21 protein-coding genes and 2 tRNA genes are annotated in these 10219 nt (G+C 74.2%); 16 read left to right on the top strand and 7 right to left on the bottom strand.

Annotated features, from left to right (window positions below; all coding sequences use genetic code 11):
• Positions 1 to 44: 44 nt before the first annotated feature.
• Positions 45 to 818, top strand: a complete 774-nt coding sequence (gene rph / locus MF406_RS14450) for a ribonuclease PH (RefSeq protein ID WP_305852964.1) — start codon at positions 45 to 47, stop codon at positions 816 to 818.
• Between the two features lie 46 nt (positions 819 to 864).
• The gene (rdgB, locus tag MF406_RS14445; protein ID WP_242895087.1) at positions 865 to 1500 is read left to right on the top strand and encodes an RdgB/HAM1 family non-canonical purine NTP pyrophosphatase; all 636 of its coding nucleotides are present in this window, start codon (positions 865 to 867) and stop codon (positions 1498 to 1500) included.
• 172 nt (positions 1501 to 1672) lie between these two features.
• Here the strand turns inward: rdgB and MF406_RS14440 are convergent, their stop codons facing one another.
• The 6 genes from MF406_RS14440 to MF406_RS14415 all read right to left on the bottom strand — a co-directional run bounded on the left by MF406_RS14440 (position 1673) and on the right by MF406_RS14415 (position 4973).
• A complete protein-coding gene (locus tag MF406_RS14440; RefSeq protein ID WP_242895076.1) occupies positions 1673 to 2077 on the bottom strand; it encodes a DUF3054 domain-containing protein in 405 nt (134 codons plus the stop codon).
• Complete coding sequence (locus MF406_RS14435) at positions 2077 to 2589, bottom strand: NUDIX hydrolase family protein (protein ID WP_242897809.1); 513 nt, start codon at positions 2587 to 2589, stop codon at positions 2077 to 2079. Before MF406_RS14435 ends, MF406_RS14440 begins: the two co-directional genes overlap by 1 nt.
• 229 nt (positions 2590 to 2818) lie before the next feature.
• Positions 2819 to 3658 (bottom strand): acetoacetate decarboxylase family protein, encoded by an 840-nt coding sequence (locus MF406_RS14430; RefSeq protein ID WP_242895068.1) that lies wholly within the window; start codon positions 3656 to 3658, stop codon positions 2819 to 2821.
• A gap of 12 nt (positions 3659 to 3670) precedes the next feature.
• Positions 3671 to 3752 (bottom strand) — tRNA-Leu (locus tag MF406_RS14425).
• 137 nt (positions 3753 to 3889) lie between these two features.
• Positions 3890 to 4312: a hypothetical protein gene (locus tag MF406_RS14420; RefSeq protein ID WP_242895066.1), complete on the bottom strand. Its 423-nt coding sequence runs from the start codon at positions 4310 to 4312 to the stop codon at positions 3890 to 3892.
• 184 nt (positions 4313 to 4496) lie between these two features.
• Positions 4497 to 4973 carry a peroxiredoxin gene (locus MF406_RS14415; RefSeq protein WP_242895065.1) on the bottom strand — a complete coding sequence of 159 codons (477 nt, stop codon included), beginning with the start codon at positions 4971 to 4973 and terminating at the stop codon, positions 4497 to 4499.
• Between the two features lie 299 nt (positions 4974 to 5272).
• Between MF406_RS14415 and MF406_RS14410 the strand changes: the two genes are divergently transcribed.
• Together MF406_RS14410 and MF406_RS14405 are read left to right on the top strand one after the other, a co-directional pair.
• Positions 5273 to 5671, top strand: coding sequence for a TraR/DksA family transcriptional regulator (locus MF406_RS14410; protein WP_371744512.1), 399 nt, complete (start codon positions 5273 to 5275; stop codon positions 5669 to 5671).
• 118 nt (positions 5672 to 5789) lie between these two features.
• Positions 5790 to 5862 (top strand) — tRNA-Lys (locus MF406_RS14405).
• On the opposite strand, the gene MF406_RS14400 is transcribed toward MF406_RS14405, so the two are convergent.
• Positions 5828 to 6154 carry a helix-turn-helix domain-containing protein gene (locus MF406_RS14400; RefSeq protein ID WP_242895063.1) on the bottom strand — a complete coding sequence of 109 codons (327 nt, stop codon included), beginning with the start codon at positions 6152 to 6154 and terminating at the stop codon, positions 5828 to 5830. The two genes, MF406_RS14405 and MF406_RS14400, sit on opposite strands and share 35 nt — an antisense overlap.
• A gap of 91 nt (positions 6155 to 6245) precedes the next feature.
• Here MF406_RS14400 and MF406_RS14395 point away from each other — a divergent pair, with 91 nt between their 5' ends.
• Genes MF406_RS14395 through MF406_RS14345 form a run of 12 tightly spaced genes read left to right on the top strand, consistent with a single transcriptional unit; the run spans position 6246 to position 10176 of the window.
• The gene (locus MF406_RS14395; protein ID WP_242895061.1) at positions 6246 to 6482 is read left to right on the top strand and encodes a hypothetical protein; all 237 of its coding nucleotides are present in this window, start codon (positions 6246 to 6248) and stop codon (positions 6480 to 6482) included.
• The gene (locus tag MF406_RS14390) at positions 6479 to 6793 is read left to right on the top strand and encodes a hypothetical protein (RefSeq protein WP_242895059.1); all 315 of its coding nucleotides are present in this window, start codon (positions 6479 to 6481) and stop codon (positions 6791 to 6793) included. The genes MF406_RS14395 and MF406_RS14390 overlap by 4 nt, the downstream gene beginning before the upstream one ends.
• Positions 6790 to 7146: a hypothetical protein gene (locus MF406_RS14385; protein WP_242895057.1), complete on the top strand. Its 357-nt coding sequence runs from the start codon at positions 6790 to 6792 to the stop codon at positions 7144 to 7146. The genes MF406_RS14390 and MF406_RS14385 overlap by 4 nt, the downstream gene beginning before the upstream one ends.
• Positions 7143 to 7337 carry a hypothetical protein gene (locus MF406_RS14380; RefSeq protein WP_242895055.1) on the top strand — a complete coding sequence of 65 codons (195 nt, stop codon included), beginning with the start codon at positions 7143 to 7145 and terminating at the stop codon, positions 7335 to 7337. Before MF406_RS14385 ends, MF406_RS14380 begins: the two co-directional genes overlap by 4 nt.
• A complete protein-coding gene (locus MF406_RS14375; protein ID WP_242895053.1) occupies positions 7334 to 7549 on the top strand; it encodes a hypothetical protein in 216 nt (71 codons plus the stop codon). Before MF406_RS14380 ends, MF406_RS14375 begins: the two co-directional genes overlap by 4 nt.
• An 11-nt stretch (positions 7550 to 7560) precedes the next feature.
• Entirely contained in the window at positions 7561 to 8046 is a 486-nt protein-coding gene (locus MF406_RS14370; RefSeq protein ID WP_242895052.1) for a hypothetical protein, read from the top strand.
• Positions 8043 to 8222, top strand: a complete 180-nt coding sequence (locus MF406_RS14365) for a hypothetical protein (protein WP_242895050.1) — start codon at positions 8043 to 8045, stop codon at positions 8220 to 8222. The genes MF406_RS14370 and MF406_RS14365 overlap by 4 nt, the downstream gene beginning before the upstream one ends.
• Positions 8219 to 8560, top strand: coding sequence for a hypothetical protein (locus MF406_RS14360; RefSeq protein WP_242895043.1), 342 nt, complete (start codon positions 8219 to 8221; stop codon positions 8558 to 8560). Before MF406_RS14365 ends, MF406_RS14360 begins: the two co-directional genes overlap by 4 nt.
• The gene (locus MF406_RS18770) at positions 8557 to 8691 is read left to right on the top strand and encodes a hypothetical protein (RefSeq protein WP_256463900.1); all 135 of its coding nucleotides are present in this window, start codon (positions 8557 to 8559) and stop codon (positions 8689 to 8691) included. The genes MF406_RS14360 and MF406_RS18770 overlap by 4 nt, the downstream gene beginning before the upstream one ends.
• The gene (locus MF406_RS14355) at positions 8688 to 8933 is read left to right on the top strand and encodes a hypothetical protein (RefSeq protein ID WP_242895041.1); all 246 of its coding nucleotides are present in this window, start codon (positions 8688 to 8690) and stop codon (positions 8931 to 8933) included. The genes MF406_RS18770 and MF406_RS14355 overlap by 4 nt, the downstream gene beginning before the upstream one ends.
• On the top strand, positions 8933 to 9172 hold the full coding sequence (locus tag MF406_RS14350; RefSeq protein WP_242895039.1) for a hypothetical protein: 240 nt from the start codon (positions 8933 to 8935) through the stop codon (positions 9170 to 9172). The genes MF406_RS14355 and MF406_RS14350 overlap by 1 nt, the downstream gene beginning before the upstream one ends.
• On the top strand, positions 9160 to 10176 hold the full coding sequence (locus MF406_RS14345) for a PD-(D/E)XK nuclease family protein (protein WP_242895037.1): 1017 nt from the start codon (positions 9160 to 9162) through the stop codon (positions 10174 to 10176). The genes MF406_RS14350 and MF406_RS14345 overlap by 13 nt, the downstream gene beginning before the upstream one ends.
• Positions 10177 to 10219: the final 43 nt, after the last annotated feature.

The following is a 10219-nucleotide window of genomic DNA, read 5'->3' as shown; positions in this document are numbered from 1 at the left end:
GTCGCCGTCGCCCGCCTCTCGCGGGCGGCGGTAGCCTCGACGCCATGTCCTCGCCCCCCACCGCCCCCACCCTGCGCGCCGACGGCCGCCGCCCCGACGAGCTCCGCGAGGTCCGGATCACCCGCGGCTGGCTGGACGCCGCCGAGGGCAGCGCGCTGGTGGAGTTCGGCCGCACCCGCGTGCTGTGCGCCGCCTCCTTCACCGACGGCGTCCCCCGCTGGCGCCAGGGCTCCGGCCAGGGCTGGGTGACCGCGGAGTACGCGATGCTCCCGCGCGCCACCACCACCCGCTCCCAGCGGGAGTCCGTCAAGGGCCGGGTGGGCGGGCGCACCCACGAGATCTCCCGCCTGATCGGCCGCTCGCTGCGCGCCGTCGTCGACCTCGCCGCGCTCGGGGAGAACTCCATCGTGCTGGACTGCGACGTCCTGCAGGCCGACGGCGGCACCCGCACCGCCGCCGTCACCGGCGCCTACGTCGCCCTCGCCGACGCCGTCGCCTGGGGCACCGCGCAGGGCCACATCAGCGGCAAGCGGCCCGGCCCGGTGCTCACCGACTCCGTCGCCGCCGTCTCCGTCGGCATCATCGACGGCCGGCCCGTCCTCGACCTGCCCTACGTGGAGGACGTCGCGGCCGGGACGGACATGAACGTCGTGGTCACCGGCTCCGGGCAGTTCGTCGAGGTGCAGGGCACCGCCGAGGGCGCGCCGTTCGACCGGGCCGAGCTCGACGCCCTGCTCGACCTGGCCGTGGCCGGCACTGCCCGGCTGCGGGACATCCAGGCCGCCGCGCTCGCCGCGCCGCTGGAGCGGCTGCCGTGATCCCGGGTTCCGGGACCGCCGTCGTCGTCCCCGTGCTCGGTCTGCGGTGAGCGCGCCGACCGAGGCGGGCGGCGGGCCCCGGCTCGTGCTGGCCACCCACAACCCGCACAAGGTCGCCGAGCTGCGGGCCATCCTCGCCCCGCTGGTCCCCGGCCTGCCGGCCGGCGCCGTGGTCGGCGCGGCGGACCTCGGCGTCGCCGAGCCCGTCGAGGACGGCACGACCTTCGCCGAGAACGCCCTCATCAAGGCCCGGGCGCTGGTCGCCGCGACCGGCCTGCCGGCCGTCGCCGACGACTCCGGCCTGTGCGTGGACATCATGGGCGGCGCCCCCGGGATCTTCTCGGCCCGCTGGTCGGGCCGGCACGGCGACGACCGCGCGAACCTCGAGCTCCTGCTCGACCAGCTCGCCGAGGTCCGCCCGGAGCACCGCGGCGCCCGGTTCACCTGCGCCGCCGCGCTGGTCACCCCGGCCGGCCGGGAGACCGTGACCGAGGGCACCCTGCCCGGCACGCTGCTCACCGCGCCGCGCGGGACCGGCGGGTTCGGCTACGACCCGATCCTGGTGCCGCTCGGGCAGGACCGGTCGACCGCGGAGCTGACCGCGGCGGAGAAGAACGCCATCAGCCACCGCGGGATGGCCTTCACCGCGCTCGCCCCGCACGTCGCCGCCGCGCTGGGCTGAACGGCCCGGGGACGACGGCGCCCGCGGGCCCGGCCGCGGCGGGGACCTGCCGAGAGCGACCCGCAGCGGCGTCAGCCACCGAGTCCCGGCCAGGAGCGTCAGCCACCGAGTCCCGGCCGCGGGCCGTCAGCCACCTGCCCGGGACGGCCGGGCGGCCGCCGTCGGGAAGCCCCTACAGGTAGCGGGCGCGCCGCTCCCGGCGCCGCTCGATCACCTCCGGGACCACCCGCCAGCCGAGGAGCAGCACCGCCAGGACGCCGGCCGCGACCCACGGGAAGGCGCCGGAGATCCCGGCCCCGGTCGCCCACCGCAGGGCCAGGCCCACCACCACGGTGACCGCCCAGACGATCACGCCCGAGGGCCAGATGATCAGCGGCAGGGCCCGGACGCCCGGCGCCATCCACGCCACCACCAGCCCCACCAGGAACGGCCACAGCGTGCTCAGGTACCCGCTCAGCGGGCTGCCGTGGGCGAGCAGCCCGACGAGGGTGAACACCGCGACGCACACCAGGTCGATGCCGAACCAGCGCAGCGGGTGCACCGACCCGGTGGGGATCGGCTCGGGCGCTGTCTCCATCAGTACAACCTCCCTAGGTGGGCCATCGCCCGGCGCAGCAGGCTGGCGTGGCCCTCGGACATGTCGGCCAGGATCTCCGGGAGCAGCGCCTCGGCCGGCGTCAGCCAGGTCAGCTCCAGGGTGTCGTGGCTCGGTCGGCAGTCCCCGACCACCGGCACCACGTAGGCGAGGGAGACGGCGTGCTGGCGGGGGTCGTAGAACGGGCTGCCCGGGGTGGGGAAGTACTCGCCGACGGCGTAGGGCACCGGGGACAGCGGCAGCCGCGGCAGGGCCATCGGGCCCAGGTCCTTCTCCAGGTGCCGGGCCAGCGCCTGCCGGACCGTCTCGTGGAAGAGGACCCGGCCGGAGACCAGCGCTCGGGACATGGTGCCGGCCTCGGTGACCCGCAGCAGCAGCCCGACCGCCTCCACCTCCCCGGCGTCGTCCACCCGTACCGGCAGGGCGTCGATGTAGAGCATGGGCACCTTGCGGCGCACGCTCTCCAGGTCCTCGGGGGAGAGCCACGGGCCCATGTCCCCGCTCGCGATCTCACTCACTGCTCGTTTCTATCGTGCGCGGGGCGGGGATGCGAGGTCGCCCCGCCGGGCGGACGCCAGGTGGGCGGGCGTGACTGGCGCGAGGTCAGGCCGCCGGGGGAGCGAGATGGCCCCGGCGGGGGCCGCCACTTCCTCTCGCAGGGCGGCGTGGTGCTGGACCCAGGTGGCCCGGCGGGCGGGGCCCGCCGGCGTTCGCGCAGGGCCGTCAGTCGCCGCCGACGACCAGGGCGGCGTCGGTGAGCCCGACGACGGCGAGCGGGGACCGGCCGGCCAGGTAGCCGAGCGGACCGGCGGGGGCGAAGGCCCACCGCGCCCGGACGGGGTGGGTGACCGCGCGGACCCGGACCCGTGCGCGGACCTGGCCGGCGCCCCCGCCCTGCGCCGGCGTGGTGCCGCGCTGGAGGGTGGTGAGGGGCACGGCGGGCGCCCCGGGCAGCAGCCGGCGCCCGAGCCGGGCCTGGACGGTGAGGACCGGCGTGCCGTCGACCGTCAGCGTCGTGCCGAGCCCGGCCAGCCCGCGGCTTGTGACGAACGTGCCGAGCTCCTTCGGGATGGCCCACAGCTTCCGGCCGCCGGTCCGGGAGGCGGCGCTGTCCACCCAGATCTGCGCCACCGTGGCGGTCAATGGGCTGCGCCGTCGACCCGCTGGGCCGGCCGTCGCCGGACGGCCGTCTGACCGAGCGGTCGGCACGCGGGCGTCCCGGCTGCCGGGCTGAGCGGCCGGCGCACGCATGGCCCGCATGCCCAGCCGAGCGGTCGGCACGGCGACCAAGGCCTCGTGGTAGCTCAGGTCCCCGCCGGGGACGTACCGGGCGACGGCGATCAGGACCGGGACCCGGCCGGCGACCCGCAGCGGACGGGCGCCGGCGGGCACCGCCGCGGCGACCGCGGGCGGCAGGTCGGCGACCGGAACCGGGAACAGCGCGACTACGGCGCTGCCGCGCAGGTGCCACGGCGCCGGGGGATACGGCGCGGCGGAGGCGGCGGGGACGCTGGTCGGGCCCGGCGCCGCCTCGGTCTCAGCGGCGGATGGCGACGTCGTCATGAGGACCTCCGGTGCGCGAGGCGGGACTCGAACCCGCACGCCCAAGGGCACCAGGACCTAAACCTGGCGCGGCTGCCAGTTACGCCACTCGCGCTCGCCTCGAGCCTACCGGGGACGGGAGACCCGCCGGGCGGGCGAGCCAACCGGGGCGCGTGACTCGCCGGGCGGCGAGACTTCCGGGCGCGTGAGCGCGGCGGCGGGCGCAGCGACGTCGAGCACCATGAGGAGCTGCTACCGCCCAGGGACTGGGCGCGCGGCGTCGTCGAGGGAGCTGACGAGCGCTTCCGGGCGGTCGGTGCGGATGATGTAGGTCCGCGGGCGCCGTCCACCGACCGCGACCCGCACGCACGGGCCCGGATTGGCGACGAGGGCCGTCACCCCTTTGCCCGCGAGGCGCACCCCGTAGCCGCCGAACTCGAGCTCGGTAGTGCGCCCGTAGCTCTCGACCAGGGTGATGTCGGACAGCGGCACCGTCTTTCGCCACCCGGTGAGGCGGAGGACCAGTGCGGCAGCCGTGACCACGACCCGCTGCTTGCCCAGAAGCGTCGCGATCGCTGCGGCGAGACCCAGGGCGCATACGACCGCGAAGACCACGAGCTCCACGCGCGACATCGCCGCCCGCGTGGCCACCCCGTTGGCGGTGATCACCACCATGAGGACGAGGGCAAGGCCACCGATCCAACGGACCCACCGGGGATAGGGGAGCGCCTCGTCGAACCGCCCGTCTCTCACTGCACCACGTCCCTCGCTGCACGAGCTGCTGCCGACCGTAGCCACGGTGATGGTGCTGCGCCCCACGGCAGGGCTGCCGGGGACCATGCCTGGCGGGGCGACCGCGTCAGGCGGCGACGCCGAGCTCCTTGCGGAGCCGGGCGACGTGCCCGCTGGCCCGCACGTTGTACTGCGCCAGCACCACGCTGCCGTCCGGCGCGACGACGACGGTGGACCGGATCGCCCCGACGTAGGTCTTGCCGTAGTTCTTCTTCTCGCCCCAGGCACCGTAGGCGGCCAGCACCTCGTGCTCGGGGTCGGCGGCGAGCGGGAAGGTGAGCGACTCCTGCGCGGCGAACCGGCTCAGCGCCGGCACGTCGTCGGGGGAGATGCCGACGACGGCGTACCCGGCGCCCTGCAGCGCGGCCAGGGAGTCGCGGAAGTCGCACGCCTCGGTGGTGCAGCCGGGGGTCGCGGCCGCGGGGTAGAAGTAGACGATCACGCCCTTCTCCGCGCCGGCGCGCAGATCCGCGAGGGACACCGGGCCGTCGGCGGTGGGCAGGGTGAAGTCGGGGGCGGGGTCACCGGGGGCGAGGCGGGTCATGGAGGCTCCGGGGCAGGGGGCAGGACGCCTCATCCTCCCACCACCGCTGCAGCGCGGAGCCGTCGCCCGGTGCAGGGGGTGCGCCGCGTCCGGGGTGGACACCTGACGAGGTGGACGGGTCGCGCACGAGGTCGAGCCGCACGGGGTGGGCGTCGTGCGCGAAATGGAGCACACGGGATGCGGGCGAAGCCCATGTGGATGCCGGGGCGCGCGTCGTGCGCGACGTGGAGCTGCACGGGACGGGCTGCGCGCGCCAGGTCGCCGGGAAGTCCCGGCGCGGCCTGGCGGTTGCGCCTTGCGTGAGACCCGGAACTAGCCATGCGAGCACCCCCACGGCAGGGCCGTCCGCCCCCGCGACGGGCGGTGACACCCGCGCGGCGCTGCTCGACCTGCGCGCCGAGGCACTGGCACGGATCGCGTCCGCCCGCGCCGAGCTGGCGAGCCTCACGGACTCCTCCCGCGACGCCAACTCCGACGACGAGCACGACCCCGACGGCGCCACCATCGCCTTCGAACGCGCCCAGGTGGCGGCGCTCGCCCGCTCCGCAGAGTCGCGCCTCGAGCAGGTCGACCAGGCCCTCGCGCGTCTCGACGCGGCCACGTACGGCGTGTGCGAACGGTGCGGACGCCGGATACCTGCGGGACGCCTCGCTGCGCGACCGACGGCGAGGACTTGCGTCGACTGCGCCGGGGGCTGATGCCACCCGAGCACCTTGGGGGAGACCTGGGCCTCGGTCGCACCTGTGCGGCACCTCACCGGGCGTCTCGGTTGGAGCCCCTCTGACGACCCGTGTAAAGTTGGGCACCGCGCGCCATGCACCGCTAGCTCAATTGGCAGAGCAACTGACTCTTAATCAGTGGGTTCTGGGTTCGAGTCCCAGGCGGTGTACAGAGCCCCCGCCGTCGGGCGGGGTGAACATGCCGCCGGCGCCGTCGTAGAGCCGGCCGACCTCGACGCCGAGGACGTCAGCGAGCGACGCGACCTCGCCAGCGCGGAAGGCGTCGCGGTTCCCGTGGCCCGCGAGCTTGCGGTAGAGGGTCGACACGGCCATGCCCAGCCGAGGGGCGACCTCCTCGACGGTCAGACCGCGGCCCTTCATGATCCCCTTGACGGTCCGGCGGATGGTGTCCTCCGCCTCCGGCCCGGTCGGGGGTGCGATGCGTGTCGTCTGCGTGCTCATGTCTCCTGACGGTAGAGCCAGTCAAGCATCTTGACAAGCCCCGTCCCTAGAGTGGTTGACCACTCCGGAAGTCGGGAGTAGTGTCCCGCTCATGAACTCCGAAGTTCGAGAGGATGGTCTCGGCAGCGAGACCCCCACCCCGACACAGAGGCTCGCCAGCGTCCTGCTCGGCCAGGACGTCCAGACCTTCATCGCCGAGCGTCGCGAGACGCGCCGCGCCTGGCGCTTCATCGCCCGCGACCTCTACGAGGCCACCGACGGCCAGATCGACGTCACGCACGAGACCCTCCGCCAGTGGTACGCCGAGACCGAGAGGGCAGCGTCATGAGCCCCCGCCACCGCACCACCGACGTGCACTCCCCGAACGGCCCGGTCGCCCGCGCCCTCGCCAGGGCGGCCGGCGCCCGCCCGGTCCCGTCCGGGCGCCGCGCCGCCGACCCCCCGGCCGTCCTCGGCCTCGCGGACGACGCCGAGGTCTACCACCTGATCCCCGACGTGGCCCGCACCGACCGGGACCTCAAGGTCGTGCCCGACGAGGACGGTCGCCACGTCCACCTCGTCGCCCACACCCCGAAGAAGTACGTCGGGCTCGTCGTGGCCCGAGAGGACCTGCTCGACGCGCTGGGGGTGGCCCGGTGAAGAACCCGACCGATTTCACCCCGATGGGTGCCGAGCGGAGGCGCGCACTGCGTCTGATCCGCGCCGTCTCGCAGGTGACCGTCGTCCTGGCCGAGGAGCTCGAGGACGGGACCGACGTCTACTGCCTGGTGCTCCTCCGGGGCCAGGAGTCCGCGACGATCACCGTCCACCTGAACCGTGGCGACGCCTACCGGTTCGGCCGTGCGGCCTGGTCCCTCGGCCTGACGGTGCCCGAGCGTGCCGGCCTCGTCAGGTACGCCGGCCGGGTGTTCGGGGTGAGCACGGTGTTCGAGGTGCAGCCCAGCTTCGATCCCGTCCTCACCGACGGCGGCGACCGGGGGGTGGCCCGGTGATCCCCAACGTCCTCGCCACGGCTCTCCTCCTCGGCGTCGCCACCCTCGCCACCATGGTCGGCCTGCCGCTGACGGCCCTGTGGCTGGTCGACCTCGGCCCCGTGACCGTCACCGACCTGGCCGGCCCGGCCCTGCTGCTCCTCGCCGCCGGCTGCGCCTACCGGGTCTACGAGGCGGGGGTGGATCGGTGACCGCCGCCCTGGACGACGCCCTGCTCGCCTGGGTCGTCCGCCTCAACGCCGCCGAGTCGGTCGAGGCCCTGCACGACACCTACCGCCGCGTCGTCGTCGCCGCCGTCGGCACCGACGCCCACATGTCCCGCCCCGACCGGGTGTGGACCCTCACCACCGTCATGCTCCGCCGCGAGTACGAGCTCGTGGCCGCCCAGCTCCCCACCACCTGAGAGGACAACGCATGTCCAAGCACCCGTTCGCCGCCACGGTCTCCTACCTGATGAAGGTCGTGGACTACCGCACCGACCCTGACTACAGCCTCATCGTCCAGAACCACGCCGATCGCGCCTCGGTGAGCATCATGATCCACGGCAAGCTCCGTCACCTGCACGCCACCGCCGTGGCCGATGAGCTCGGCCTGGACGACACCGGCGTCGCCGGCGTCTGGTCCGGCCAGGTTCGGGGCGTCCACGTCATGGTCTCTGTTACCGCGGAGAGGGAGACCGCCGAGGCTGCGGGGGGGCGACCGATGAGCGCCGACGACCGCCCCGAGGGCCGCCGCGAGGTCGGCGCCCCGGACTTCACCGGCGCCCTCATCGACCCGGACTGCGGTGCGACCAGCCCCAAGGGCTACCTCTGCACCGACGCCGCCGGTCACGACGGCGATCACGTCGCCGGCACCAGCATCCACCTCGTGGACGTCTGGCCGCAGGAGGTGGCCCGATGAGCGACGCCACCATCCAGGTCCACGTCGGCCCGGTAGCCATCGACGCCGACAGCTACACCACCGATGACGGGCCCGCTGTCGAGCTCTACCTCGGCGACGGCCTCACCCTCGAGCTCGACCGCGACCAGGCCACCGCCATCGTCGCGGCCCTCGTCCGGGAGGCGAACGCCCGATGAGCACCACCGTCCGCCTCGACACCACCGCCGGGGACATCTCCGCCGACCGCTGGGCCACCGAGACCGAGCTCTACTTCGGGGGAGACCTGGAGCTCCGCCTCCGCGACGACCAGGCTGTCGCCGTCGCCCTCGCCATCCTCCGCGCCGGCATGTCGCTGGATGACCTGGTCGAGGTCCACCAGGCCGTCATGGCCCAGGTCGAGACCTACAGCGACGACGGGTTCGCCCAGCTGGACGACAGGTGGCTGTGCACCAGGTGCCTCGCCAAGAGCGCGCGGGGCATCGACGTCGACGTGTTCGAGTCCCTCCATCGCTGCCCGATGGCGGTGACGCCATGAAGCGCCGCGACCCCTCCTACGTCATCGGCCAGGTCCTCGCCGCCCTCGTCATCGTCATGCTCGCCGTCGTCGCCCTCGGTGTCCTCGTCTGGGCCGCCCAGGGCATCTGGGGGGCGGTGATCGGACGATGACCGCCACCGCCTTCGGCGCCGACCTCGCCGTCGACCTGGACCAGACCCTGCCCTGCTGGATGCAGGACTGCGACCGGCCGGGCGCCTGGATGTGGAAGGCGAAATGCCCCTGCCCGGCGACCGCCTTGTGCCAGGACCACCACATCGAGCAGGTCCACCTCGTCAACGCCTGGCCGATGGTCCGGTGCCACCGCTGTGGCGTCCGCGCACCAGCGACCAGCGCCCGCTACTGGAGGGCCTAATGGCCGCCATCGCACCCGAGGTCGACCTCGACCTCGACCTGACCCGGGACGTGCCCTGCGTCGGGTGCGACCAGCACGCCACCTGGGCGTGGAAGCACCCCTGCCCCTGCCCGATCTGGCTCCTGTGCGACACCCACCACGCCAATGCGGTGCGCGCGGTCAGGCTGGCCGACCACCTGGTGTGCGTCGGCTGCCGTGCCCTCCTGTCCGTCGACGACCTGCGCTGGTGGCCACTGTGAGCGGCGGCGAGGGGCTCGTCGGCCCCGGCAAGGGCATCATCCGCGACAGATGGGGTCGAGCGATGATCGTCCCGCCCCAGCCACTCGGCGCAAAGGCGGTGCCGTACACCCGCGCCACCACGGTCGCCAAGACCTTGGAGGACCAGTCGGGGCTGATGACGTGGAAGCAGCGGATGACCCTGCTCGGGCTGGTCGCCCGCCGCGACCTCCTCACCGCGGCCGCCGCCACCGACCCCACCGACAAGCAGACCCTCAACCGGCTCGCTGAGCAGGCCGCCGACGCCGGCGGCTCCACCGCCGCGGCGACCACCGGGACGGCGCTGCACGCCTTCACCGAGCGGCTCGACACCGGCGCCGACCTCGGCCACGTACCGCCCGAGCACTCCGCCGACATCGCCGCCTACGTCCGCCTCGCCGACCAGGTGGGCTGGGAGGTGCTGGGGGTCGAGGAGTTCGTCGTCTGCGACGCCTTCCGGATCGCCGGGACCGCCGACCGGGTGCTTCGCCTGCCCGACGGGCGCGTGGTGATCGGGGACGTCAAGACCGGGTCGTCGGTGGCCTACCCGCACGCCTGGGCGGTCCAGACCGCGATCTACGCCCACTCCATGAGGTACGACCCCGAGACCGGCAAGCGCCTGCCGTGGGAGAAGGTCCCCGACCAGGAGCGGGCGCTCGTCGTCCACGTCCCCGCCAGGCAGGGCACCGCCACCGCCTACTGGGTGGACATCGCCCGCGGCTGGGAGGCCCTGCTGCTGTCCATGAAGGCCCGGACGTGGCGCCAGGAGAAGAACCTCCTCACCCCGTGGGAACCGCCGGCGGCGGCTCCGGAGGAGCCCCACCGGGATGCGGTCCTGGCGCTCATCGAGACCACCGCGACCGTCGACGAGCTGATCAAGGCCTGGGAGCTCTACGCCGGCCACGGCTGGACCGAGGCACACACCGCCGCAGCAGCGGCACGGCGGGCGGCGATCGAAGGGGGTGCCCAGAATGCAATGCTCAGTTGACCAGTGCAAGATCACAGCTGTTGCGCGAGGGCTTTGTGATAAG

This window comes from Georgenia sp. TF02-10, from assembly GCF_022759505.1.
Taxonomy (GTDB): domain Bacteria; phylum Actinomycetota; class Actinomycetes; order Actinomycetales; family Actinomycetaceae; genus TF02-10.
This window is presented reverse-complemented; position numbering and strand designations above follow the sequence as displayed.

Bases quoted from the DNA above. Each gene is read 5' to 3' on its own strand.
- rph (WP_305852964.1), top strand. From the start codon at position 45: ATGTCCTCGCCCCCCACCGCCCCCACCCTGCGCGCCGACGGCCGCCGC.
- MF406_RS18770 (WP_256463900.1), top strand. From the start codon at position 8,557: ATGAAGCGCCGCGACCCCTCCTACGTCATCGGCCAGGTCCTCGCCGCC.
- MF406_RS14350 (WP_242895039.1), top strand. From the start codon at position 8,933: ATGGCCGCCATCGCACCCGAGGTCGACCTCGACCTCGACCTGACCCGG.
- MF406_RS14365 (WP_242895050.1), top strand. From the start codon at position 8,043: ATGAGCGACGCCACCATCCAGGTCCACGTCGGCCCGGTAGCCATCGAC.
- MF406_RS14395 (WP_242895061.1), top strand. From the start codon at position 6,246: ATGAACTCCGAAGTTCGAGAGGATGGTCTCGGCAGCGAGACCCCCACC.
- MF406_RS14370 (WP_242895052.1), top strand. From the start codon at position 7,561: ATGTCCAAGCACCCGTTCGCCGCCACGGTCTCCTACCTGATGAAGGTC.
- MF406_RS14355 (WP_242895041.1), top strand. From the start codon at position 8,688: ATGACCGCCACCGCCTTCGGCGCCGACCTCGCCGTCGACCTGGACCAG.
- MF406_RS14440 (WP_242895076.1), bottom strand. From the start codon at position 2,077: ATGGAGACAGCGCCCGAGCCGATCCCCACCGGGTCGGTGCACCCGCTG.
- MF406_RS14435 (WP_242897809.1), bottom strand. From the start codon at position 2,589: ATGGGCCCGTGGCTCTCCCCCGAGGACCTGGAGAGCGTGCGCCGCAAG.
- MF406_RS14430 (WP_242895068.1), bottom strand. From the start codon at position 3,658: ATGACGACGTCGCCATCCGCCGCTGAGACCGAGGCGGCGCCGGGCCCG.
- MF406_RS14360 (WP_242895043.1), top strand. From the start codon at position 8,219: ATGAGCACCACCGTCCGCCTCGACACCACCGCCGGGGACATCTCCGCC.
- MF406_RS14415 (WP_242895065.1), bottom strand. From the start codon at position 4,973: ATGACCCGCCTCGCCCCCGGTGACCCCGCCCCCGACTTCACCCTGCCC.
- MF406_RS14390 (WP_242895059.1), top strand. From the start codon at position 6,479: ATGAGCCCCCGCCACCGCACCACCGACGTGCACTCCCCGAACGGCCCG.
- MF406_RS14420 (WP_242895066.1), bottom strand. From the start codon at position 4,312: ATGGTGGTGATCACCGCCAACGGGGTGGCCACGCGGGCGGCGATGTCG.
- MF406_RS14400 (WP_242895063.1), bottom strand. From the start codon at position 6,154: ATGAGCACGCAGACGACACGCATCGCACCCCCGACCGGGCCGGAGGCG.